20 protein-coding genes are annotated in these 25,382 nt (G+C 36.3%); all 20 read left to right on the top strand.

Features of this window, described 5'->3' with window-relative positions:
* A partial coding sequence (locus tag FC24_RS07300) for a cellulose biosynthesis cyclic di-GMP-binding regulatory protein BcsB (protein ID WP_157059098.1) occupies positions 1 to 1,964 on the top strand: 1,964 nt, incomplete at its 5' end.
* Positions 1,954 to 2,805 (top strand): GGDEF domain-containing protein, encoded by an 852-nt coding sequence (locus tag FC24_RS07295; RefSeq protein WP_057874235.1) that lies wholly within the window; start codon positions 1,954 to 1,956, stop codon positions 2,803 to 2,805. The genes FC24_RS07300 and FC24_RS07295, both read left to right, overlap by 11 nt.
* Positions 2,806 to 2,943: 138 nt before the next feature.
* Positions 2,944 to 5,481 carry a M1 family metallopeptidase gene (locus FC24_RS07290; protein ID WP_057874234.1) on the top strand — a complete coding sequence of 846 codons (2,538 nt, stop codon included), beginning with the start codon at positions 2,944 to 2,946 and terminating at the stop codon, positions 5,479 to 5,481.
* Positions 5,482 to 5,693: 212 nt separating this feature from the next.
* On the top strand, positions 5,694 to 7,460 hold the full coding sequence (locus FC24_RS07285) for a DUF2075 domain-containing protein (protein ID WP_057874233.1): 1,767 nt from the start codon (positions 5,694 to 5,696) through the stop codon (positions 7,458 to 7,460).
* A 17-nt stretch (positions 7,461 to 7,477) separates the two neighbouring features.
* A complete protein-coding gene (locus FC24_RS07280; RefSeq protein ID WP_057874232.1) occupies positions 7,478 to 7,792 on the top strand; it encodes a nucleotide pyrophosphohydrolase in 315 nt (104 codons plus the stop codon).
* Between the two features lie 227 nt (positions 7,793 to 8,019).
* Positions 8,020 to 8,478: a PTS sugar transporter subunit IIA gene (locus FC24_RS07275; RefSeq protein ID WP_057874231.1), complete on the top strand. Its 459-nt coding sequence runs from the start codon at positions 8,020 to 8,022 to the stop codon at positions 8,476 to 8,478.
* Complete coding sequence (locus FC24_RS07270) at positions 8,475 to 8,789, top strand: PTS fructose transporter subunit IIB (RefSeq protein ID WP_057874230.1); 315 nt, start codon at positions 8,475 to 8,477, stop codon at positions 8,787 to 8,789. The genes FC24_RS07275 and FC24_RS07270 overlap by 4 nt, the downstream gene beginning before the upstream one ends.
* 3 nt (positions 8,790 to 8,792) lie before the next feature.
* Entirely contained in the window at positions 8,793 to 9,899 is a 1,107-nt protein-coding gene (locus FC24_RS07265; protein ID WP_057874229.1) for a PTS fructose transporter subunit IIC, read from the top strand.
* A 26-nt stretch (positions 9,900 to 9,925) separates the two neighbouring features.
* Positions 9,926 to 12,595 (top strand): glycoside hydrolase family 38 N-terminal domain-containing protein, encoded by a 2,670-nt coding sequence (locus FC24_RS07260; RefSeq protein WP_057874228.1) that lies wholly within the window; start codon positions 9,926 to 9,928, stop codon positions 12,593 to 12,595.
* 71 nt (positions 12,596 to 12,666) lie between these two features.
* A complete protein-coding gene (locus FC24_RS07255) occupies positions 12,667 to 14,610 on the top strand; it encodes a BglG family transcription antiterminator (protein WP_083485658.1) in 1,944 nt (647 codons plus the stop codon).
* Between the two features lie 202 nt (positions 14,611 to 14,812).
* On the top strand, positions 14,813 to 15,268 hold the full coding sequence (locus FC24_RS07250; protein ID WP_057874226.1) for a fructose PTS transporter subunit IIA: 456 nt from the start codon (positions 14,813 to 14,815) through the stop codon (positions 15,266 to 15,268).
* Positions 15,265 to 16,692 (top strand): PTS fructose-like transporter subunit IIBC, encoded by a 1,428-nt coding sequence (locus FC24_RS07245; RefSeq protein WP_057874225.1) that lies wholly within the window; start codon positions 15,265 to 15,267, stop codon positions 16,690 to 16,692. Before FC24_RS07250 ends, FC24_RS07245 begins: the two co-directional genes overlap by 4 nt.
* Before the next feature lie 38 nt (positions 16,693 to 16,730).
* Positions 16,731 to 17,894 (top strand): MalY/PatB family protein, encoded by a 1,164-nt coding sequence (locus tag FC24_RS07240; RefSeq protein ID WP_057874224.1) that lies wholly within the window; start codon positions 16,731 to 16,733, stop codon positions 17,892 to 17,894.
* Positions 17,895 to 17,899: 5 nt separating this feature from the next.
* Positions 17,900 to 19,576 (top strand): HTH domain-containing protein, encoded by a 1,677-nt coding sequence (locus FC24_RS07235; protein WP_162257010.1) that lies wholly within the window; start codon positions 17,900 to 17,902, stop codon positions 19,574 to 19,576.
* Positions 19,577 to 20,003: 427 nt separating this feature from the next.
* Positions 20,004 to 20,651, top strand: coding sequence for a deoxyribose-phosphate aldolase (gene deoC / locus FC24_RS07230; RefSeq protein ID WP_057874222.1), 648 nt, complete (start codon positions 20,004 to 20,006; stop codon positions 20,649 to 20,651).
* Positions 20,652 to 20,680: 29 nt separating this feature from the next.
* Complete coding sequence (locus tag FC24_RS07225) at positions 20,681 to 21,079, top strand: cytidine deaminase (protein WP_057874221.1); 399 nt, start codon at positions 20,681 to 20,683, stop codon at positions 21,077 to 21,079.
* A 33-nt stretch (positions 21,080 to 21,112) separates the two neighbouring features.
* A complete protein-coding gene (locus FC24_RS07220) occupies positions 21,113 to 22,300 on the top strand; it encodes a phosphopentomutase (RefSeq protein ID WP_057874220.1) in 1,188 nt (395 codons plus the stop codon).
* A 15-nt stretch (positions 22,301 to 22,315) separates the two neighbouring features.
* On the top strand, positions 22,316 to 23,023 hold the full coding sequence (gene deoD, locus FC24_RS07215; protein ID WP_057874219.1) for a purine-nucleoside phosphorylase: 708 nt from the start codon (positions 22,316 to 22,318) through the stop codon (positions 23,021 to 23,023).
* Positions 23,024 to 23,083: 60 nt separating this feature from the next.
* Positions 23,084 to 24,364: an NCS2 family permease gene (locus FC24_RS07210; RefSeq protein ID WP_057874218.1), complete on the top strand. Its 1,281-nt coding sequence runs from the start codon at positions 23,084 to 23,086 to the stop codon at positions 24,362 to 24,364.
* 18 nt (positions 24,365 to 24,382) lie between these two features.
* Positions 24,383 to 25,330 (top strand): sugar-binding transcriptional regulator, encoded by a 948-nt coding sequence (locus tag FC24_RS07205; RefSeq protein WP_057874217.1) that lies wholly within the window; start codon positions 24,383 to 24,385, stop codon positions 25,328 to 25,330.
* The last annotated feature ends 52 nt before the right edge of the window (positions 25,331 to 25,382 follow it).

Genomic DNA, 25,382 nt, shown 5'->3' with positions numbered 1-25,382 from the left:
GATACATATTATATGTACGAAGGCATTTCATTTACACAAGATTCTTGACGCTACCAGATTACTGGGATGTGAAGCGCGCAACACTGAATTTAAATTATCAAGTATCGCAATTAGCAGCACAAACTACTTCGGATATCACCTTATCCTTAAATGGTGTTAAATTTTATTCATTCCGGCCACAAAATAAAGCAGGTTTGCAGACCGAGACCATTGATATCCCCACTGATTTAATTAAAGGAACTAATAATTTGCGGATCACAGGGCAAATTTTAAATCAAAATGGCGATAAAAATTATGATTTAGCTCAAACACCAGCTAATTGGTTAACAATTTATTCTGGCGCTAACGTTAATTTTCAATATGAATTAGAACCACCAACTACGGCAATTAAGTCGTTTTACAACCACATTTCCGGGCCGGATACCATTGCTAATGCGGAGACATCGATCTCGGTTCCGCATCAGCCTAGCAATGCTGAACTCACAGCGGCTGTTTATTCGTTAGCGGGTTATTCGCGAACGATGACTAATGAGGATAACCAGATTCCAATCAATTCTTTTGATACCAAACGCGCGAAAAATAGTGATTACCAAATGATTATGGCAACCTACGATCATTTGCCTAAGCGTTACCGTAAATTAGTCCATCCGGCTAAACTTAACCAACGAGCGGTCATTAAAACAGCTTATTCTGGGTCTAAGCATTTATTGTTGGTAACAGCTAAAGATGATGCTTTATTAAAAAAGGCAAGTCGCTTTATTGCAAATCAGGAATTGATGAAAGAAACTAGTGCGGCAACTAAGTATATCAGTGCGAAAACTTCCACTGACACTTCTTCATTGCAATATGATGGTAGTTACCAGCTAACCAATACTGGTGAACAAATTACGGGCCCACAACACCAAGAGGCGACTTATTTTGTTAACTTGCCAGTGGATCGGACTAACGCAGATGGTAGTCAAGTGCGGTTGCATTATAAATACGCCCATAATCTTGATTTTAATCGTTCCTTAGTCACTGTTTATGTGAATAATAAACCGATTGGTAGTCAAAAGTTGCGGGCTAATAAAGCCAATGATGACACCCTGACTTTAGATTTGCCTAAAGGAAAGTCATTAGGAAATAGTTTTGTCGTCCGAGTTGCCTTTGATTTAGAAATGAAAAATAATCAAGAGGCAACAAATAATCAAACGCCATGGGCCTATATTGCACGGGATTCAAAGGCAGACATTAAATCAAAACCAGTGACTACTCAATTGTTTTCAAATTACCCAAGTTTATTTTTAAAAAACCGCAGCTTTAATCAAATTGCGGTGGTTAAGCCAGCTCAATTAACTCATCATGATTTCAAAACGTTGACTAATGTTTTTAACCTATTAGGTAATTACGCAGAAAGCAATACCGGTCAAATCCAATTTTATGATCATACGCCCAATAAAGCTGTATTACAAAATCAAAATGTGATTGCTTTTGGCACACCTAAGCAAAATCAATTTTTACGGCAATTAAATCCACAATTGTATTTTAAGTTTAACAAGGACTTTACTGGTTTTAAATCTAATGAAAAATTAAGCCTTGAGCGCGCCTATGGACAACGCCTAGGAACAGCACAATTATTGCGCTCACCCTATAATAAGAAACGGGTTATTTTAGCCGTGACCGCTGGAAAAAGTCAAGATGTTCAGCTGGCTTCGACACAAATTAACTTTCAAAAAAACATCAGTCAATATTCGGGTGATGCCATTGTGGTTGACCATGATAATAATCATTATGGTTACCGGTTTAAACGGAGAAAAGACGTGGATCAAAAGCACAGTATTACCCAAACGGTTAAAAAGAATGGCCGCTTGATTATTTATCTGGGACTAGCTCTTTTTGCACTAGTACTGATTGGCTTAATGTTATTCTTATTGTTGCGTAAAAATGGCTTATTAAAGCATGGGGGTGACCACCATGAAAAATAGACCAGCAACTTTAATGGGGGACATTTTTTCACTGAGCTTTTTGTTATTGGTTGTCATTTTAGCGATGTTTTTAGGTTTAACCCCGGCGAATTTATTGCTAAATTTCTTTTACTTAGGTGTTAGCATCTTTTTAGTGATGATGACTTACTTTTTTGATTTAACGGCCGGGTTAGTATTGAATTTACTTTTCATCCTGCTGCAAGGGACTTTAATGTTGTATTTAAATGTGGTTCGCAATCAGACAGTGCCTTTAGCACTAGCTTTTTGGCTATTTATGCCAATTTTGCTATCGATTACGTTTTACGGGATGACTTATCAATTACAACAATTACAGGCTGAAAACCAAAAAATGCATGATGAAATGGTCCAGTTAGGTGCTTTTGATGAAGAAACTAATTTACGAACATTGGTGTCTTACATTCAGGATGCTTCAGTATTTTTAGAAACGTCCCGCCGTTATGACTTACCTGTAACAACGTTAGTGTTGAAAATTCGTTATTTTGAAGAAATGCGGCGGATGTTAACCGGCGAGCAAATGCGTGAAGTGATTAAATTAGTTTCTGAAACCATTAAAGCTTCTACGCGTGGCAATGATATTGTCTACATTTTAGATCGAGAAAATTTAAGCTGGGGTGTCTTACTTTTTACAGATCTACCTGGTGCTAAAATTGTGGCTAACCGGATTAAGGATCAGTTTGCCAAACAAGTTGAGAATTCGGTTGCGTTAAAAGGCACGGAAGTTTTACTGGTGGTCGGCATTGCTGCCTATGATCAAAAGAAGATGTCAAGTGCCTATGAATTGATGAACGCTGCGGCTAAAGAAACAGAATATGATGTGTAATGTAAAAAGTTAGTGCGCGATTGTAGCGGCACTAACTTTTTTGTTAGCCTTTGGTTGGACTAAGCGTAACCAAAATTTAGGACAGTGCAACATAAAAGTCGTATAATGGCTTTAATCTAAACATTTAGGGGGAGACTTATGACAGCAACACGACTTTATCAATTATTTCACCCAGAACACTATGATGTTTATCTGGATATTAACCGTAAAACCAAGCAGATTAGCGGTAAAACGACGATTACGGGTCAAGCACAAGAATCGAATATTGCCGTCAATCAAAAAGGACTCAACGTTTCAGCTGTCGAAGCAAATGGGAGTGCAGTACCTTTTACGTTAAATAATGAAGCAGAAACTGTTCAGATTAAATTAGCACAAGCAGGTGCGGTTACATTAACATTGACTTACCAAGCAGCACTGACAGACACCATGATGGGAATTTATCCTTCTTATTATCAAGTTGCGGGAGTAAAAAAACAGCTGGTGGGCACACAGTTTGAAACCACTGCAGCGCGGCAAGCCTTTCCTTGTGTCGATGAACCAGAGGCTAAGGCTACTTTTAGCTTGGCAATCAAGTTTGATGAACACCCTGGCGAAATGATTATTAGCAATATGCCAGAAACTAAAGTAGTAGCTGGCGTACATCATTTTGCACCAACCTTGAAGATGTCAACTTATCTGGTTGCTTTTGCGTTTGGTGAATTACAACGTAAATTAACCACGACTAAAAGCGGCGTTCAGGTAGGTGTTTTTGCTACGAAGGCGCACGCAGCTGCTGAATTAGACTTCGCGTTAGATATTGCTAAACGTTCGATTGAATTTTATGAAGATTTTTACCAGACGCCTTATCCGCTGCCACATTCATGGCAACTGGCTTTACCAGATTTTTCTGCAGGTGCCATGGAAAATTGGGGCTTAGTGACTTATCGGGAAGCATATCTGTTAATTGATCCCCAAAATGCCTCTTTGCCAACAAAACAGCGTGTGGCTACCGTCATTGCTCACGAACTTGCTCACCAATGGTTTGGTGATTTAGTCACCATGAAATGGTGGGATAATTTATGGTTGAATGAAAGTTTTGCTAACATGATGGAATATGTTGCTGTCGATGCCTTAGAACCAAGCTGGCACATTTGGGAAACATTTCAAACTGCAGAAGTTGTCGCAGCGTTGCAGCGCGATGCCATCGATGGTGTGCAATCCGTACATGTCCCGGTAGAAAAGCCTGCTGAGATCGATGCCATTTTTGATAGTGCGATTGTTTATGCCAAAGGTGCGCGGATGTTGGTGATGATGCGAGCATTAGTTGGGGACCAAGCATTGCGTGCTGGGCTGAAAGCTTATTTTGCTGCTCATCAATTTAACAATGCAACTGGAGCAGATTTATGGCAAGCGCTAGGTACTGCCAGCCACATTGATGTAGGAGCTGTGATGGATTCTTGGTTGGAGCAACCAGGTTATCCAGTCGTCATGGCTGCTGTCGTTGATGGCCAGCTTATATTGACGCAACAGCAGTTCTTTATTGGTGATGGAAAAGATGCCAATCGTCGTTGGCAGATCCCATTAAACAGCAATTATGATGCGGCGCCAGATTTGATGAAAAATAAGCAAGTTAATTTAGGGGACTACGTTACTTTACGACAGGAACAGGGAGAGCCATTCCGATTAAATGTTGGTAATAATTCGCATTTTATCGTCAAGTATGATGAAACATTATTGACTGATTTACTGACGCATTTAACGCAATTGGATGCCATTGCGCAATTGCAGATCCTACAAGATCTCCGGTTATTAGCAGAAGGACGGCAAATTTCGTATGCGCAGTTAGTCCCATTGTTACCTAAATTTGCTAACAGCCAATCAAATATTGTTAACGCCGTGCTATACCAAGTTGCTAATAATTTAAAGCAGTTTGTACAACCTGACTCAGCTGAAGAAAAGCAGTTACGACAACTCTTTAACCAGCTTAGCGCTGCACAAGTTAAACGGTTAGGCTGGCAAGCAGTAGCTGGTGAGACAAATGATGACCAGTTGACACGACCATATGTTTTAAACGCCGCGTTATACGGCCATAATCAAAAGGTGATTAAAACTGCACATCAATTATTTACCGCTAATGCTGCTCATTTAGAAGCACTACCAGCAGCAATCCGAGTTCTAGTGTTAGCTAATGAAGTTAAGCACTATGGGAATCCAACATTGTTCAAACAACTATTGCAGGCTTATCAGCAGAGTGCTAACGGTAGTTATAAAGCTGATATTGCCGCTGCATTGACACAAGCAACGGATCAGGACTTTCTTAAAGAATTAGTTGCGCAATTTGAAAATGCTGCTATCATCAAACCTCAAGATTTAAGAGCCTGGTTCCGTGGGATTTTGGCCAATCCAGCAGGTCAGCAGATTGCCTGGGACTGGCTACGCCAAGAATGGCCATGGTTAGAAAAAACGGTTGGTGGCGATATGGAATTTGCCACCTACATTACCGTCATTTCAGGCATTTTCCATACCTCACAACGGTTAGCCGAGTTTAAAGCCTTCTTTGAACCTAAACTCAATACGCCAGGCTTAACGCGTGAGATTACGATGGATATTAAAGTGATCTCTAGTCGGGTGGATTTAGTTGAAGCCGAGAAGGATGCCGTGAATCGGGAAATTAGTCTGACAGTAGCTAACGCTTAGTTTTATAATCAAAAAATACTCACTAGTTTTATTTACAAACTGGTGAGTATTTTTCTGTATAGCCATTAGTTGCTAATTTGAAATTTCTTAAATAGTATTTTAAATCGGTAATTATTCATACAATTCATTAATAAATAAAAAGAGTTAATCTAATTTCATGTTAGAATTAGGCTATACTATTTAAAAAAACGTCATTTATGTGGTGATCTAAGATGGAAGTTAAGAATCCCATAGTTACTGAAATTACATATGGAAAAAATTTTAGTGAGGAATTAAAAACTAAGATCGGGACTAATAAAAAGAAGAAAAAATTTTTGTTGGATTATCCAACTATTTATATTATTCAAGATCAAAATAAAAAACAATATACAGTTTATGTTGGTGAAACAACTGATATTAAGCGGCGAACAACAGAGCATCTTTATGAAGATCCTAAATCACGTAAAGATTGGCAAAATTTAGCTCATACTCAAAATGGGCGAATGTTTATCATCGGTCATGACCATTTTAATAAATCATTGACACTAGATATTGAAAATCGCTTGATGCTTTATTTATCTAGTGTTGATCGGATTAAACATGTTAATAACCGGCGAACGAATGCTCAAAATCTATATTATACGTCAGATGAAATGACAACTATTACTAGTAAAATATGGTATCAACTAAACCGACGTGATAAGGTGCTTTTTCCCGCTGAGAGTATTATTCGTGATTCTGCTTTATTTAAAGCTTCGCCGTTCCACAAATTAACTCCAGAACAAATCAATGCTGAACGTAAAATAATGGCAAAAATTAAAGCAGCATTGGCGCGGAGCGATACTGGCCAGCTTATCCTAGTAGAAGGCGAGGCTGGTTCGGGGAAAACAGTATTATTAAGTAAACTATTTTATGAGCTCAATGTTGATCTACTGGAACAAGCTCAAAAGTCAGCACCGCGTGGTTATTTATTAGTTAATCACGATCAACAATTAACTGTTTATAAGCAAATAGCAAAAAAGCTTGGTTTAGAGCAACTAAATAAAGATATTGTTAGTAAACCTACTCGTTTTATTAATCGCCACTCTGATCAACGGCCAGTTGATATTGTTTTAGTCGATGAAGCGCATTTGTTATGGACTCAAGGTAAACAAGCTTATCAAGGGAAGAATCAATTAGCTGACTTGCTGAGATCTGCTAAAGTAGTTATAGCAGTTTTTGATAGGAACCAAGTTTTAACGACTGAGGAATATGTGAGTGATCAGCAATTAAAACAGTTAGAAAGTCATGCTAGGAAAACAGATAGTCTGATTGAATTACATGATCAGCAACGAATAAATGCAGATCGTGAAACTGTTAAGTGGATAAAAAATTTGGCTCTTAAAAGTGAAATTAGTAAAATTCCAGATGATAAAAAAGACTATAAACTAATGATTGGTACAAACCCTAATATTGTTTATCAAGAAATTCAACGACATAATTCTGAAAAAGAAATTGCAAAATCTGGGCTTTCTAGATTGTTAGCTACTTTTGATTGGAAATATGTAGATAAGAAACCACCTAAGGATCAGGATAGTTGGCGGGTAACAGTTAGCGACTTCTCGTTACCGTGGAATTTACAACAAAAACAGACTAAGAAAGAAAAAAGAGAAAATCGCGGTCGTTCGTGGGCAGAACAGCCGCAGACAATTAATGAAGTGGGTTCAACTTATACCATTCAAGGCTTTGATTTAAATTATGCAGGGGTTATTATTGGTCCTTCTGTAAAGTATCGGCAAGGTAGGGTTGTATTTGATCCTACTGCTAGTCAAAATAAGAAAGCAACAAGAAATAGAACGCTTAATGACGGTCAAAAAATTAATGTTGCAGAAAAATTATTGCGAAATGAGCTAAATGTGTTATTAACACGCGGCGTAAATGGCTTATTACTTTACGCAGTGGATTCACAGTTACAAGAAGCGTTACAAAAAGCTGCGTCACCAGATCATCTATTGTCATAGCAAAAGGAGTGTCGCTAGTGAGCGGAGAATATGAAGAAATAATTACACAACTGATTAAATTTAGAAATCAACATAAATGGCAAAAATACCATAATCTAAAAGATCTTGCTTTATCTTTAAATTTAGAAGCAAGTGAAGTGCTGGAAATCTTTCAGTGGCTTCCTTCAGACGTAAAATTAGATAAGGCGAAAAAGCAACATCTTGAAGAAGAAATTGCTGATGTTTTGATTTATACTTTTTATATGTGTGATCAGTTAAATGTGTCACCACTTGATTTAGTCAAAAAGAAAATGAAGTTTAATCAAACTAGACATTGGGAAATTGATGATTGATTTCATTTGTTGTTAATTTGTTAGCTTACGATTAAAACTTGTTTATTCTAGTTAGATTTATTAAAAGTTATAGCATTGTGTGCTTGAATACATAGTACACACGCTATGACTTTTTTATTTAGTGTAATTAATTTATTTCCAATTGTAGTGGAAATTGATTGGACTTACAACTATCTGATAACAAGTTAAACTAGCAATGTAAGCGTTATTAAAGGCAGGTGAACAAAATGGAAATTCAAGCAAATAATATTTTGCTCAATCTTAGAGTTAAAGATCAAGATGATTTATTAAGAATAATTTCTCAGCAAGCGGTTTGCTGTCATTACACAGTGTCTGCAAAAGATTTGTATATTTCTTTTATTAATCGTGAAAAAGATTATTCTACTGGATTGCAGGAAGGTTTTGCCATACCTCATGCTAAAAGCGAGGCGGTGAAAGCTGCAGGAATTATTTATGCTCGCTTACTTTCTCCAATTGATTGGCAAACTTATGATAATCAGCCGGTAACGGATGTATTTGCACTAATGGTACCTAAAGAAGGAGCTGGTACAAGACATTTGAAAATGTTGTCTAATTTAGCTACTGCTTTATTAGATGAAAAATTTAAAAGAAAGCTTAGATCACTTAAGCGTTCTGACAAAATCGCTCACTATATTAGCAAAGAGATCGGAGTGGATAAGATATGAATATTGTTGGTATTTCTGCATGCCCAGCTGGATTAGCCCATACGCCAATGGCAGCTAAAGCATTAGAACAAGCTGGTAAAGAATTAGGCTATCACGTCAAAATGGAACAACAAGGCTCAATGGGGCCAGTCAATGCGATCACGCAAGAAGAGGCAGATCAAGCAGATTTTGTGTTAATTGCTTCTGATCAAAAAATAACAAATATGGAACGATTTAAAGGAAAGAAAGTATTAAATGTCAATATTAACGTTTGTATTAAAGCACCTAAAGCTGTTTTAAAAAAATGTGTTTCTGTTGTTAAGGGGGATTAGCTCATGAAAAAATTATTAGCTGAGTGGAAAGGATTTTTGATGAGCGGCATTTCTTATATGATTCCAACAGTTATTGGTGGTGCGATTATTGTTGGGATTCCGCAACTAATTGGCATGATTTTTGGAGCTAATGATCTGACTAAATATAAATCAGCTCAGGGTTTTTTCCACATTTTATATCAAATTAATCAGGTCGGTTGGATTGGTATTGGTTTAGTCAATCTAGTTATTGCAGGGTATGTGGCTTATGCCATAGGAGACAAACCGGCTTTAGGTGCAGGGTTTATTGGTGGTCAACTAGCAACTAATATTCAAGCAGGCTTTTTAGGTGCTTTAGTAGCTGGTTTTGTTGCTGGCTACGTTGCTCGTTGGTGTCGAAAAATTAAAGTGGGGGAAGCTTGGAAATCAGCGATGCCTTTGCTAGTAGTACCGTTGTTAACGACTGGTGCTGTTGCAATTGTTTTAGGCGTCATTTTATCTGGCCCGTTATCATGGATTAATACTAGTTTAGTGGCCTGGGTTAAAGCAATGATCAATAATCATACCAATGGCGCAATTGTCGCTATTGTACTTGGAGCCATGATTGGCACGGACTTAGGAGGTCCGATTAATAAAGCAGCTTGGATGGTAGGTAATATTTTGTTTATTGAAGGAATTTATCAGCCTGCTTTAATGACTAATATTGCTATTTGCTGCATTCCACTTGGATATGCGCTAGCGACATTTATTCATCCTAGGAGTAAGTTTTCAGATGAAATGTTCATGGCCGGCCGTAATAATCTGATTATGGGAACCTTTGGAATTACTGAAGGCGCTATTCCATTCTTTTTAACAAGCCCATTGAAATTATTACCTGTTAATATGATTGGCGGTGCTCTAGGTGCTTTAGTAGGTGAAGTGCTGGGGATGCATTCACATATTCCTCCTCTAGGCGGTTTGCCAGGAATTATAACAGCCGATAATAAACTTGCTTATATTGCAGGAATTGCTGCTGGCGCTTTATTTATAGGTATTGTTTCGCCATTAGTTGCTAATTTTAATGTTTCTAAAGATAGTGAAGCTGAAACGATTGACGAAGATGACATTCAAATTAATATGAATGAATTATAAATTTAGAAAGGAAAATCAAAACCATTATGACTAAATTAGTCCATGTTATTCCACATACACATTGGGATAGGGAATGGTACTTTACAACTTCACGTTCTAAGGTTTATTTACTCAAAGATTTGGGAGATGTTTTAGATAATTTAGAAAAAAACTCTGGATATGATCGTTTTGTACTTGATGGACAGTCTTCTCTAATCGAAGATTATCTAACATGGCGACCTGAAGACAAATCGCGTATTAAGCAACTTGTTATAGATGGAAAATTGATTTTAGGGCCATGGTATACACAAACAGATCAATTTGTTATTTCTGGTGAAAGTATTGTTCGTAATTTACAATATGGTATAGATATTGCAGACACCTTAGGTGGACATATGAATATTGGTTATGTTCCTGACTCTTTTGGCCAAGAATCAAGCATGCCACAAATTTATCGTGGCTTTGGCATACATGATACGATGTTTTGGCGAGGAGTATCAGATGAAGACAGTCATTATAATGAATTTATCTGGCAAGGTGAAGATGGAACAAAAGTTAATGTTTATCAAATACCCTTTGGCTACTATATTGGAGGAATTATTAACGAACAACATTTAGCTACGTTAATGAAAGAAGAACCATTTGCATCATTAGTTAAACGTTCAAAAACTAATCATATCATGTTTCCAAATGGTTTTGATCAAGCACCGCCGCGTAAGGATTTACCAAATATTATAGAAAAATTAAATACGTTAAATCCTAAATTTCACTTTGTTGTTAGTTCAATTCAAGAATATGTTGATGCTGTAAAAAAAGAACAACCTAAACTTAATGTACTTTCTGGTGAATTAACAAACGGGAAAAACATGCGCATTCATAAATCAATTTATTCATCAAGATCTGATTTAAAGAAGATGAATACGCAGATACAATTTTATTTGACGAATGTTTTAGAACCAGTATTAACAATCGGTGAGCATTATGGTGTTAAATATCCAAAAGAAGCAATTCATCATCTTTGGAAATTAATGTTTGAAAATGCAGCACATGATTCTATTGGCTCTTGTGTGTCTGATACAACTAATGAAGATATTTATATGAGATATAAAAAAGTTCGTGATATCAGTACTAATTTAGTAGAAATAACTTTGCGTCAAGTAGCAGTCCAAATTAAGAAGCCTAAGCAATATGATGTGACGCTAACATTGTTTAACACGCTACCGTATAAGCGATCGCAAATTGTTCAGGCTATAGTCTATGTTCCGGATTTAAACTTCTCACTAGTTAATCGAAATGATAGAAAAATACCATTTGTTATTGAACGAGCAGTTGATGAAAGTGAGTATATTTTAGCACAGACAATTCGGCTAGATCCTAGTAAAAATTTTTACGTGCCGACACATGTTTATAAAGCAACTATTAGTATCAATGTAAAAGATTTGCCGTCTATGGGTTATGAACAACTCTACATTAAAAAAGATCATAAAACTAATGAAAGATTGACTAAAGCTGTACAGAATTCAATTGAAAATGAATTTTTTAAGCTGACTGTTGAACGTGATGGTTCTTTAACGATTTATGACAAAGAAGTACAAAGAATATATACTAAACAAGCCGTTTTAGAAGAAAACGGCGACGATGGTGATTCTTTTAATTACTCTCCACCTAGAAATGATTTGATTTTATATTCAACACAGCAAAAACATACTGTGAACATTTCTCAATCAAGTTTAGTTAGTAACATAACAATTAAATTTGACTTTAAAGTACCAAAAACTTTGGCGGAACGACAGCAAAAAAAATTAACTACTAAGATGCCAGTTATCATGCATATTAGGCTTTCAAAAGGATCACGAATTATTAATTTTTCAATTGATATTGATAATCGCTCACCTTTAGACCATCGTTTATGCGTTGATTTTGCAACAGGAATTAGTTCTAAAGTTTCGTTTGCAGATTTACAGTTTGGCACAATTCAAAGGCCTGTTTATCGTACGAAAGAAATGGCGTTATGGAAAAAATCAAAAGAAAATTGGAATGAAAAACCGATTACGATTGATACTTGCCAATCCTTTGCTGCTCTCAGTAATGATCAGCAAACAGTAGCTGTGTTGCCACAAGGTGTTCGTGAATATGAAATTATCGGTGATAAATATTCTATAATTCGTCTAACTTTATTTCGATCATACGGCATGATGGGTAAAACAGATCTTTTGTACCGTCCGGGACGCGCGTCAGGAGAAAAGGTCATTGCAACGCCTGCAGCGGAGTTAAATAAAAAATTGTCTTTTAGTTTTGGATTATATATTAAAGAGACTAATTTTGAACAGGCCAAGGTAACTCAAATTGCTAAAACATTTAATAGTCCAATTCAACCTTATGAGTACGCCGATTTTTTGAATGGCAGATTGATCTTTAAACTAGATGATGTAGAGCAACAATTAGCAGATCAGGGAAGTATATTGTGTACTTCGGGAGATCTAACGCTCAGTGTCTTAAAAAAAGCGCATCATCGTAGTGGTTATATTGCACGTTTTTATAACGGGAGTGTTGCTAATCAGGAGACGGTGCGATTATGTTTTGCAAAAAAGCCAGCAAGGGTTGAGGTAGTCGATTTGCTTGAACATAAATTAAAAGCGCTGCCATTAAATGACAAAAGTGTAATGCTTAGTGGCATTGGACACGCCAAATTTATATCCATTTATTTTGAATATTAATTATTAAGGGGCAGCTTTATCTATTACACATAAAGCTGCCCCTTCATCTTATCCAGATAGGGGGTGCTAAATTGTTAAAGCTTTCGTATCCGAGATTAAGGAAGATTCTATCGTTACTACTAACGACAACGGTGAAAATTAGTGCGTTGTCATTAGCAAATCGCTTTAATGTTAGTAAAAGAACAATTAGAACAGATATTAAACGTCTAAATGCTGATATTGCACCATTTAAAGTAAACATTAAAAATCAACGTGAAAAAGGGTACTATTTAGCATACAAGAAACAAAAACAATTGGATATTTTAAAAGCTAGTTTTAATACCAATAGTCATCAAAGTACACTAGAAACAACGGATGGGCGAATTAAACATTTATTGTATCGGTTACTGACCAATGAAGAACCGTTTACGCTAGATGAAGTAATGTCAGATTTATTTATTAGTTGGAATACCTTGATGAATTATATTAATCAAGTAAGGGTGATTATTAGGCCTTATGGTTTACATTTGATACGGCAAAATAATGCTTTATGCATTACGGGTCTAGAACAAAATAAACGTCGCTGCTTTTTGGAACAAATTGATGAGCGAAATTATACAGATTATGTTTTGGGTTTTACTGCTAATGAGCAACGAATATTTAACAAGATTAATCTTAAATACTTGAGTATTTTGATTAACAAATTTTTAAAAAATATTCAAGTGGATGTCTCTGATTATAATAGGAAAAATATTATCATTCATATTGCATTAACGATTTACCGGATTATAGGGAGACATTATTTACAAAAATTTGATGAAGTTGTTATGATCCAACCACAAGTGGAAACTGAATTTAGATTATTATTTAACCAATTAGAGAATTACTATAAAATTAAATTTAATCAAGCTGAAAGAAAATATTTAATCTATCATGTTGCATTAAATATTCCTCTAATTGTTAGTAATAATCGATCTCAAAATGATAGAGCAATCAGACAAAATGTTATTTTATTTTTAGATCGTATCTGTGATAATTATACGTTTAATTTACGTGACGACCAGATATTAGTAGAAAATTTGGTGAATCACATTAAATCTGTTGTTAAGCTTAGCCACTTAAGTCATAAGCGTAAAAATCCTTTATTAGATGTTATTGTGTCTACGTTCCCACTTGCTTATGAAATGACTGTAACGTCAATTGATATTTTAGAACAAGGACTAAGTCTTAATTTATCTAGAGATGAATTATCATTTATTACGCTGCACATTGGTGCATCAATGGAGCGCCTATACAGTACACAGTGGCGTAAACGAAGCGTTGCTTTAATTTGTGGATCCGGTACGGCCACTGCGGGTTTACTAAAAGCGCGTTTGCAAGCTCGATTTAATAATTATTTAACTATTGTTGGAACTTATTCGTATGCTGAATATTTAAAGAATTTGTATGGTGATGTTGACTTTTTAATTTCGACCGTTCCGTTACTTAATAGTCCAGTTCCTGTTATTCAGGTTGATTTAACAAATTTTGTTACTGACAGTCATCAATTGTATGATTACATTACTTCTACTTTTTCAGAACAACAGCTTTTTTGTGAGTTATTTTCGCCTGAAGTTATGTTTACTAAGTACGCTTTTGATGATAAAAAGTCCGTATTAAATTTTTTATGTGATCAATTAGAAAAAAAGCAAATCGTAACAAGCGATTTTAGAGATGAAGTATTTAAACGTGAGGCGATGTATTCAACAGCAATTGGTGGAGGCATTGCAATTCCCCATCCAATTAAATTTGCTGCAAAAGTTTCTAAAGTTGCCTTTTTAAATTTAACACATGCTATTTGGTGGGATAAAAAAAATCAGATAAAATATGTTTTTTTATTGGCAATTAAAGAAGAAGATTATATCAAAATACAACCAGTGTTTAATTTTTTAGTAGCCTTACAAAATGACAGTCGTTTTGGTCATGTGGTCCAGAAATGTCAAAATTCAAAAGAAGTTTCTAAAGTGTTAATTTCTTTTTCACAGCAAGACAGATGAAAACTTTAAGGAAGTGTATGATAGAAAATTTATTATAAAACTTGTCATAATTAATTGATCAATTACGACTATAAGTTATAGCGAATGTTATTTGCTGTAGCTTATGGTTATTTTGTCACTAGGCAAGTGACAAAATAGTTGTTAGCGTTTGCATTCTTTTGCATTAAGCTTTAACTATCATCAATTAAAGGAGTTTATGCAAATGGCAATTATTAATGAAAATTTGATTCGGCTTGATGCAGATCTGGCGACACAAGAGGCTGTTTTTCAAGAATTGTCTAAAATGGCTTATCTAAATAATCGTGTAACTAATCAACAAGTGATTGTAACTGGATTAAAAATGCGTGAAGCAGAAACGACAACTGGTTTTGGAAATGGCATTGCAATTCCTCACACTAAGAATAAAGCTGTAAAGAAACCAACGGTGATTGTATTACGCAATAAACAGCTAATTAATTGGCATTCTTTAGATGGTAAGCCAGTAAATACGATTATTAGCCTTTTGGTACCAGTTGATCGTGGGGATACACATTTACGTATGTTAGCAAAGCTAAGTCGACAAATGATGCATCACGAATTTACTGACACATTAAAGTTTGATGATCAACAACAAATCTTAACGACCATTTCAGCAGTATTACAGGAGGGACAAAAATGAAAATTGTTGGGATTACGAACTGTCCGGCTGGCATAGCCCATACTTATATGGTTGCTGAGGCAATTGAACAAAAATGTAAACAATTAGGTTATCAAGTTCATATTGAAACACAGGGAGCAAGTGGTGTTGAAAATCGTTTAACGGATCAACAGATTGCAGCTGCTGATTACGTTATCTTAGCCCTTGGAAAAGGAATTTCAGATGAGGATAGAATCCGATTTGATGGTAAAAAAGTGGTTGAGCTACCTGTATCGGAAGCACTAAAACACGTTGATACATTATTTGATGATATTGAGAATCAAGCGACTGTCTTACATGCTTCTAAAGTGAAATTAGGAAATAATCAAAAAGCTGTTAAGGAAGGTATTATGAGCTACTTAATGGCAGGTGTTTCTGCCGCCTTACCATTTGTGATTGGTGGTGGACTTTTAGTAGCAGTAGGTAGCATGATGGTGCAATTTGGTATGGCAAATACAGCTATGGCAAAAGGTGTAACACCTTCATTAGCTTGGGTAGTCACTTCAATTGGTAATTTAGGTTTTACATTTATGATTCCCATTATGGGAGCTTACATTGCAAATGCAATTGGTGATAAACCCGCTTTCGCACCAGCCTTTTTGGTTACATTCCTAGCTAATAATACTGATTTGTTAGGAACTAAATCTGGTGCAGGATTCTTAGGTGCTGTCATCATTGGCTTGTCAATTGGTTACTTTGTTAAATACTTTAAAAAAGTGAAGTTAGGTAAAGCATTACAGCCTTTATTGGGTTCAATGTTAATTCCCTTCATTACTTTATTAATTTTTGGATTATTAACTTATTATTTGTTAGGACCTGCGATGTCTTGGATTATGAGTGGCTTACTTGCTTTTCTAAATGCCATTCCAACCAGCATGAAAATTGTAACTGGTTTTATTATTGGTGCAATGCTTGCTTTTGATATGGGTGGCCCAGTGAATAAAACTGCGTGGTTTTTCGCTTTTTCTTTGTTGAGTTCACATGTTTACAACTGGTATGGCATTGTTGGTGTTGTGACACTTTTACCACCGATGGCAGCGGCAATTGCAACTTGGTTACGTCCGAATATGTTTACTAAACAGGAACGTAATTCAAGTATTAGTGCTTTTATTGTTGGTGCAACGGTTGCAACGGAACCAGCAATTCCTTATGCGTTGGCAGCACCTATTCCAATGATTGCAGCAAATACCTTAGCCGGTGGTATTGCTGGTGCGTTGTCCATACTTTTTAATATTGAACGAATTGCACCAGGTATTGGCCTTTTTGATCCGTTGATTGGATTAGAAAAGCCTTGGTTTTTATTTTATGTCACTGTTGCCATTGGTTTAGCTTTAAATGTCTTATTCATTATTGTTTTCAAAAGTGCTTGGCTTAAGCGTGAGGCGAAAAAAACACAAACACAATGATTATACAAAGTGCATCTTTTTTGCAAAGGAGCTAAGTTATGACTTATAATTTCGATAAAATTATTGATAGGCATCATACGTATAGCACACAATGGGATTATGTTCAAGATCGTTTTGGGCAAAATGACATTTTACCGTTCTCGATTTCTGATACTGACTTTCCGACTTCTAATGAGATTATTGAAGCAATTAAACAACGTATGCGACACCCGATCTTTGGCTACACTAGGTGGAATCATGCGGCATACAAACAAAGCATTAAAACTTGGTTTGAACGGGATAAACGTGTGACGGTACAGACCGATTGGATTGCTTATAGCCCCAGCGTTGTTTATACTATCGGAAAATTTTTACATTTTGTTAGTGAGCCTGGAGATTCAGTGGCTATATTTAGTCCAATGTATGACGCTTTCTTCAATACAATTTGCGCTAATAACCGACAGATTGCACCAATTAATATTGCTAGTGCAGAAGAACATTACCAGATTGATTGGGATGCCTTGGCTATTGTTTTAGCACAGAAAAAAACGACTACGTTATTGTTAACTAACCCGCATAATCCAACAGGCCATTTATTTAGTTACAAAGAATTGGCACGAATTGTTAGTCTATGTCAAAAAAACCATGTGTTTATTATTTCTGATGACATTCACCGTGATATTATCGTTGGCGATCAACCTTATACACCCATTACAACGATTACAACAAAAAATGTTGTTTTATGTTGTGCTAACACTAAAACGTTTAATACACCGGGATTAATTGGTGCTTATGTGCTTATTCCAGATTCTAAATTAAGGGATCGTTATCTAACAGCATTAAAAAAGGAAGACGCACTATCTTCTGCCAGTATTTTTGGTATTGAAAGTGTAATCCATGGATACAATGAAAGTGCTGACTATGTAAAAGAACTGAATCAATATTTACGGCAAAATTACCAAATCTTAACGAAATTTCTAAAGACTGAATTACCTGAAATTTATTTTGTAAAACCAGAAGCAACCTACCTAGCTTGGCTTAATGTTTCAAAGTTAAATATGAGCAGCCAGCAATTGCAGAACAAGCTAGTTAATGTCGGTAAGGTTGGCATTATGCCGGGAAACACCTATGGTGCAAGCGATCATATCAGGATGAATATTGGTTGTCCAAAAGGCAAGCTAATTGAGGGGTTGAATAGAATGAAAGTCGCGCTTCATTCGTAATTATGATGACTAATCGACAGGTTAAAATATTACAATTATTAATGGATAATTCATACTCTGGAGCTGAATTAGCTCATTTATTAAATGCTTCAAGAAGAACTATCATTCGTGATATTGCAACTATTGATTATTGGTTAGAAAAAGAAAAAATTGGCAATATTGATACGTCTCAAAAATATAAGCTTCAAGTTAACAATCATTATCAATTAGAAACATTTATTCAAGAATTACAATTAAAACAATATCGTGTTTTATATTATCTTTTAGTTTATCCGGCACTATCTAATGATGATATTGCAGCCAAAACCTTATTACCAAAAAAGAATATTGATGAGATAATTTACTATTTAAATCAGAAATATAATTATTTATTTATGATCCGAAAAAAGGTTGGTAAGGGAGTGTATCTATCGTTAACGACACAAGATCGTATTGATTTATTGGCCAGTTTGCTTTTTTCATTTACACGATTACAAAAGGAGATTCCACGCGCCAGCTATGTTTCTAAAAAATTTCGGTTAAAAAATGCTAAATTGACACAATTATTGAAAAGGAGATCAACATTAGAATCACAACAACAATTGGAGTTACAATTGCTTTCATGGCAACTATGTTGGACACACGATTCGATTCAATATTCGTTAACCGAATATTTTGAAGAAAAAAATTTGCGAATTCAAAAAGCAGCACAATTAAACCTTGTAAAAATTCTAGTACGAATTAATCAAGGTTATCGTGTTAAAATTGATGAACATGCCTGCGCGCAAATGCTGATTCAGCATTTAAAACGTACAATTTCTTTTCCTAATTATTTTGACGAGACTGTTACTGAGCCTCTAAAAGCTTTAAAAGCGAGTTATCCTTTCAGCTTCGAACTTGCAGAGGAATTAGCACAAGGCTTACAAGACTATTTAAAAATTCTGTATATTGACAGCCAATATATTGGTTTGTATATTGTTAATGCACAACATTTAGCCTCGCAAAGTGTCCATGCTGTGATGTATGAAGAGCGGCATTCTATTTCTAATATCAATGAGATGCTTTTAAAAGAACAGGTTAAAAATCTTATTTTGCATGTTGTTCATTCAGTGGCAGAATTAAATAATTGTGTAAAAAAATATCCAATCACTTTACTATTAGTTGATAAAATGCAATTAGTTAAAGTTGCAGACGTGAATACGACTTACATTTTTAATGGTATTTTGGACCATACTGATCTTGTTAAAATAAAAAATATTGTTGATACAGCATTAATTCGAGCTGAAATCAAAAATGTATTTAATGAACATGACTTTTTTTACTTGAATAATGATGTGAATTTTAATTTTACTTTACAAAATGCTTTAAAAATTTTGTCAACACAGCATTTAATTACAGCTAAGCAAGCAAATGCCATTTTAAAACGAGAAGCTGCTGGTAATCAGTTAATTATTGGTCATTTGTCAGTTCCGCATATTAAGGCAACAATTGATGAACCTTTTCGTTTATTTTACTTTCGACTAGATAATGCCATTATTTTAAATAAGGTAAAAGTATATGGCATTTTGATTGTTTTAGTTAATAGCCAAGCTTCGGAGTATACTCAATTGTTTGCTTATTTATATGGTCAATTAAAACATGCAGTGCCAGAGGTATTGGCTACTTTCCGAAATTTAAATCGTGCTTTGCTGATGGCACCGTAAAGTAACGGTAATTTAGGCAAAACATTTAGCTGAAACGAGCAATTATTAAGGAAGTGTGACAAAGATGATTAGTTGCTGCGTATTAGCCTAAACCGCCGAATGCTTCAGGTAGTGCACCGTTTGGTAATCATAGTTAAACGGGAACAACTATCTTGTAGAATATATTTTAGAATAACGATTATGATTAAAAAGAGACCGCAACAAAAGTAATGCTTTTGTTGCGGTTTCATATATTGTATTCAAATCTTGGGATTATTATCGTGTTTACTAACTTCTTTTTTTAGTTTAAGACTTTTCTTAACACGAATAATTGCAAATAATATAACACCCAAGTAATACCAATTTTTAACATTTGTTCACATATCCTATTTACAAAATGTAAAATAGTTGTTATGCTGGAAGCGATAACAGGAAGGGGATATTTTAGATGAATTTAGCAAAGTACATTGATCATACATTATTAAAACCTGAGGCAACGGAAAGTGATATTGAAAAGATTTTGTCTGAAGCAAAACAATATGATTTTGCGTCGGTTTGTGTCAATCCTTACTGGGTTAAAAAATCTGCGGCAGCATTAGCAGACTCAGACGTTAATGTTTGTACGGTTATTGGTTTCCCATTAGGCGCAACTACTACCAATGCTAAGGTAGCAGAAGCTAAAGACGCAATGGCTAATGGTGCGGACGAACTTGATATGGTCATTAACATTGGTGAATTGCGTGCACAACATGATGATGCGGTTGTTGCTGACATCAAAGCAGTTGCGGAAGCTGGCCATGCGCAAAAGAAATTAGTTAAGGTGATTATTGAAGCTTGCTTATTAACCCATGATGAAAAAGTCCGGGCTTGCCAATTGGCTGAAAAAGCGGGCGCTGATTTTGTTAAAACATCAACTGGTTTTTCAACTGGCGGTGCAACCGTTGAAGACGTTAAATTGATGCGGCAAACTGTTGGCAATCGTTTAGGCGTTAAAGCAGCTGGCGGCATTCACTCTAAAGAAGATGCTTTAAACTTAATTGATGCTGGGGCAACCAGATTAGGTGCTAGCGCAGGCGTCAAAATTATGAATAGCTAACTGGGTCAACTTTTAAGGAGCTGAAAAGTATGGGGAAAGCAAAACAAGCTTGGATTGATGTTGCAGTTGCGGCACTGGCAAAAACTTACACGCCATATTCTCATTTTCCGGTGGGAGCTTGCTTAGTCACTAAAAGTGGTAGGACTTATCAAGGTGTCAATATTGAAAATGCTTCCTATGGTTTAACAAATTGTGCAGAACGTACAGCTTTTTTTAAGGCAGTTTCTGAAGGTGAGCGGGAATTTGACCATTTAGTTATTGCTGGCCACACACAGGAGCCGATTTCACCTTGTGGTGCTTGTCGTCAAGTGATGGCAGAATTTTGTGCGCCGGATATGCCAGTGACTTTAATTGGTGACCATGGTGTGCAAAAGCAAACTACCGTAGGGGCTTTACTACCTTATACTTTTACTAAAGCAGATTTATAGTTAAAACTTAGATAAAGGAAGAAGCGAGTCAGCATGTATAAACGTGTTTTTACAATTGTATTAGATTCTTTAGGCATTGGCGAAGCACAAGATGCAGCTAAATTTAATGATGCGGGTGCAGATACTTTAGGTCATATTGCGCAATACTGGGGCAAAAACTTTAAAATTCCAAATTTAACAAAATTAGGAATTGGTAATATCCGTGCAGACCAGCCGTTACAAGATGTGAAAGTGCCGGACCAGCCTTTAGGATATTATGGTAAAATGCAAGAAACTTCAGTTGGCAAAGATAGTATGGATGGTCATTGGGAAATGATGGGGCTGCCGGTAACTGAACCGCTAGGCTTTTTCCCGCAAGGTTTTCCAGATGAATTGATTAAAAAATTAGCCGACTTTAGTAAACGCGAAATCATTGTCAACAAACCTTATTCCGGAACTGAAGTGATAAAAGATTACGGCGAGTATCAACTTAAAACAGGTGCGTTAATTGTTTACACGTCTGGTGATTCTGTTTTACAAATCGCGGCAAATGAAAAAGTTATTCCGTTAAAGGAACTTTATCGGATTTGTGAATATGCACGTTCGATTACAGTTGATCAGCCTTACCGAATTGGTCGGATTATTGCGCGGCCATATGTTGGAACAGATAAGACTAACTTTAAGCGGACTTCGGATCGGCACGATTATGCGCTAAAGCCAACGGGGGAAACAGATCTTGACCGCCTGAAACAAGCTGGTTTTGATGTTTTAGCAGTTGGAAAAATTAATGATATTTTCTCTGGCCAAGGAATCACAAGCGGCGTTCATACCGAAAGTAATCATGATGGTATGGTTCATACCATTCAAAATTTAGCAAAAGATTTTCATGGCTATAGTTTCACCAATTTAGTTGATTTTGATGCTATGTATGGTCACCGGCGTAATCCAAAAGGCTATGGTCAAGCTTTAATGGCTTTCGATGAACAATTAGGTGAATTTTTAAATCAAATGCGCCAAGATGATTTATTGTTCATTACGGCTGATCATGGCAATGATCCTGGTTTTAGAGGCACTGACCATACCCGTGAGTTTGTGCCGTTATTAGCTTATTCTCCAAGTCTAAAAGCTAGTGCATCTTTGGGCATTCGGTCTACTTTCGCGGATTTAGGTGCGACGATTTTAGCTAATTTTGGTGTTGCAGGCAATACAGTTGGACAGTCCTTTTTATCACAGCTTAAATAATAGGAGGCTTTTAAAATGAGTACACATATTGATGCGCAAAAAGGCGATATTGCTGATGCAGTCTTAATGCCTGGTGACCCGTTACGGGCAAAGCACATTGCGGAGACGTTTTTAGATCATGTTGTTCGTTATAATACTGTTCGCAATGCATTTGGCTATACAGGTGACTATAAAGGTCAACGTGTATCCGTTCAGGCTTCTGGAATGGGAATTCCGTCAATTTCTATTTATGCGAATGAACTGATCCAATTCTTTGGTGCTAAAAAATTAATTCGTGTTGGGACTTGTGGTGGCATGGGCAAAAATATCCATGTTCGTGATGTGGTCATTGCACAGGCTGCCAGCACAGATTCGTCAATTATTAATAATACTTTTGGCAACGGGATGTATTTTGCACCGACTGCTGATTTTTCATTGTTATTAGCTGCTTATCAAGCGGCTAAAAAGCAAAGCATTCCAGTTAAAGTAGGTAATATTTTATCAGAAGATCGGTTTTATAATGATGAAATTGACCGGAAAAAGTTAATTGACTATGGTATTTTAGGCGCCGAAATGGAAGCGGCTGCATTGTACATGCTAGCAGCAAAATTTGATGTTCAAGCATTAGCCGTCTTAACCATTAGCAACCACATTATGACCGGTGAAAGTACTTCTGCCCAGGAGCGCGAACAGTCATTTAATGATATGATTAAAGTTGCTTTAGAAACAGCAATTGCTAAGTAATCGATAATGGTGGCATTTTGCTTAGATTAATGCTGCACTGAAGCAAATAGACTGAATTGATTGAAGGTAAAATGCATCAAAAAAGTAAAGTTTATTAATTTAAAGACAGAGATTATTTCCGGTTTCACCAGTTTTTTTGCAATTTCATACATTATGATCGTCAATCCAATGATTTTAAAAGACGCGGGAATTCCTATGAATTTAAGTGTTTTTGCCACCATTTTAATTTCAGTATTGGGTTGTCTGATCATGGCGGTTTGGGCTAACGCGCCAGTTATCTTAACGCCAGGAATGGGTGTTAACGCATTTTTTACGTACACTTTAGTGGTCGATCTGAATTTTAGTTGGCAAACGGCAATTGCTATTTCGATGATCAGCAGTATCTTTTACATCATCATCGCATTTTCCAGTTTAAGTGACGTTTTCGCGCGCGGGATTCCAGGCAGTTTAAAAACTGGGATTACGGCGGGAATTGGTATGTTCTTGGTTGAATTAGGGCTGGAAAAAGCTGGTTTGATTGTTGGGGGACAAAACGGCGCATTATTAGCGTTTGGCTCTCTAAAACAGCCGGCAACTTTATTAGCGTTATTTGGACTATTATTGACGTTGATTTTATATTTGAAAAAAGTACCTGGTAATTTTATTATCGGTATTTTTGTTGCTAGCTTAGGTGGTTATTTTTGCCATGTTACTGGACAAGCCACTACGGTTAATATTGGTCAACTAACACAGTTTGGTAAAATTTTTAATCAAGGTAGTTTTGCTGCTATTGGCGATTTAAAATTTTGGCTTGCTGTTTTTTCGATGACGATGATTTTAGTTTTTGAATCGATGGGGTTACTCAGCGGTATTTTGCCCGACCGGAGTAAATTCAAGCGTGCCTTTCAGGGTAGTGCGGTAACTGCCTTTTTCTCTGGTATTTTTGGTACCAGCCCAACAGTTGCGGCAGCTGAAAGTGCTTCTGGCATTGAAAGCGGCGGTCGTACCGGCATTGTGGCTTTAGTGGCCAGTGGCTTATTCACGGCCTCACTATTTTTAGTTGGCTTTTTGAAGTATGTCCCGCAAGCTGCCATTGCACCAGTTATCATTATTACAGGTGCCATCATGATGCAACAATTGCGCTTTATCCAAATGGCTGATTTTAGCGAATGGTTTCCAGCATTTTTGATTTTAGTGTTAATTCCGCTAACTGGCAGCATCGCAACTGGTTTAGCATTTGGTTTTATCGCCTATCCGTTAGCAAAAATTGCTGTTAAAGCGACCCAAGATGTAACGCCAATCATGTGGGTGTTAAGCTTTCTTTTTCTATTGGATTTAGTGGCGAATACTTTTCTGAGCTAACAACTAGGAGCGTTCAATATGGATAAATCTTTCGCAAAAAAAATTGAACAAAGTTTGCAAGCTGCTCGTTTGTATTACGAAAGTGAGCTTAGTCAAGCTAAAATTGCGCAAGAAATGCAACTTTCTCGTCCAACAGTTGCGCGGTTGTTGGCCTTTGCTAAGCAACATGATCTCGTGAAAGTCACGATCCAAAATCCTTATCAAACTAGTGAAAATTTAGCCGTTAAACTTGCCCAGCGTTATGCCTTAAAAAAGGTTAAAGTCGTTCAACCCCCATTTACGCATTCGCAAAATATTGATGCAGCTTTAGGGAAAACGACTGCAGCTTATTTGACTGAAATAGTGCATGATCACGATATTATTGGGGTTAGCTGGGGAAAGACGATTAATGCAGTTGCCCAATACTTAACGCCACAAACAGCTAAACAAGTTAAGATCGTTGAACTAAAAGGTAACGTAACTTACACGCAGACACCAATTTTTGCAGAGACAATTTTGGCAAAATTTGGGCAGGCATTTCAGACTGCACCATATAAATTGGCGTTACCGGTGGTTTTTCAAAATAAGGAAACTCATGATTTGGTGTTAAAGGATCGTTGGATTGCTTCTATGATCGCATTAGGTAAACAAGCAAACATTGCGTTGTACACTGTGGGTACGATTCGAGACGACGCGTTGCTTTTTAAAACGGGTTATTTTGAGCAGGCTGAACAAACTTATTTGAAAAAAACTGCTGTAGGCGATATTTGTTCCCGTTTTTTTAATGAACAAGGCCAAATTGCTTGGCCGGAATTAGACGCACGAACGGTTGGCATTCAATTAGCAGATTTAAAAAAGAAATCCTATGCAATTTTAGTCGCTGGCGGGCAGCGTAAATTAAAGCCAATCAAAGCTGCACTACTGGGTGGTTACGCTAATGTGTTAATTACTGATGAACAAACGGCACAATCTTTGTTAAATGATTAGGTAACGTCAAAAGTTCTATGAAAACCGTGGTTCAGGAAGGGGTGTGACTGCT

This window comes from Loigolactobacillus rennini DSM 20253, from assembly GCF_001436505.1.
GTDB classification, from domain to species: Bacteria; Bacillota; Bacilli; order Lactobacillales; family Lactobacillaceae; genus Loigolactobacillus; species Loigolactobacillus rennini.
This window is presented reverse-complemented; position numbering and strand designations above follow the sequence as displayed.

Excerpts from the sequence above, each read along its gene's own strand:
- FC24_RS07295 (WP_057874235.1), top strand. The coding sequence starts at position 1,954 with ATGAAAAATAGACCAGCAACTTTAATGGGGGACATTTTTTCACTGAGC.
- FC24_RS07290 (WP_057874234.1), top strand. The coding sequence starts at position 2,944 with ATGACAGCAACACGACTTTATCAATTATTTCACCCAGAACACTATGAT.
- FC24_RS07285 (WP_057874233.1), top strand. The coding sequence starts at position 5,694 with ATGGAAGTTAAGAATCCCATAGTTACTGAAATTACATATGGAAAAAAT.
- FC24_RS07275 (WP_057874231.1), top strand. The coding sequence starts at position 8,020 with ATGGAAATTCAAGCAAATAATATTTTGCTCAATCTTAGAGTTAAAGAT.
- FC24_RS07270 (WP_057874230.1), top strand. The coding sequence starts at position 8,475 with ATGAATATTGTTGGTATTTCTGCATGCCCAGCTGGATTAGCCCATACG.
- FC24_RS07265 (WP_057874229.1), top strand. The coding sequence starts at position 8,793 with ATGAAAAAATTATTAGCTGAGTGGAAAGGATTTTTGATGAGCGGCATT.
- FC24_RS07260 (WP_057874228.1), top strand. The coding sequence starts at position 9,926 with ATGACTAAATTAGTCCATGTTATTCCACATACACATTGGGATAGGGAA.
- FC24_RS07250 (WP_057874226.1), top strand. The coding sequence starts at position 14,813 with ATGGCAATTATTAATGAAAATTTGATTCGGCTTGATGCAGATCTGGCG.
- FC24_RS07245 (WP_057874225.1), top strand. The coding sequence starts at position 15,265 with ATGAAAATTGTTGGGATTACGAACTGTCCGGCTGGCATAGCCCATACT.
- FC24_RS07240 (WP_057874224.1), top strand. The coding sequence starts at position 16,731 with ATGACTTATAATTTCGATAAAATTATTGATAGGCATCATACGTATAGC.
- FC24_RS07235 (WP_162257010.1), top strand. The coding sequence starts at position 17,900 with ATGACTAATCGACAGGTTAAAATATTACAATTATTAATGGATAATTCA.
- deoC (WP_057874222.1), top strand. The coding sequence starts at position 20,004 with ATGAATTTAGCAAAGTACATTGATCATACATTATTAAAACCTGAGGCA.
- FC24_RS07225 (WP_057874221.1), top strand. The coding sequence starts at position 20,681 with ATGGGGAAAGCAAAACAAGCTTGGATTGATGTTGCAGTTGCGGCACTG.
- FC24_RS07220 (WP_057874220.1), top strand. The coding sequence starts at position 21,113 with ATGTATAAACGTGTTTTTACAATTGTATTAGATTCTTTAGGCATTGGC.
- deoD (WP_057874219.1), top strand. The coding sequence starts at position 22,316 with ATGAGTACACATATTGATGCGCAAAAAGGCGATATTGCTGATGCAGTC.
- FC24_RS07205 (WP_057874217.1), top strand. The coding sequence starts at position 24,383 with ATGGATAAATCTTTCGCAAAAAAAATTGAACAAAGTTTGCAAGCTGCT.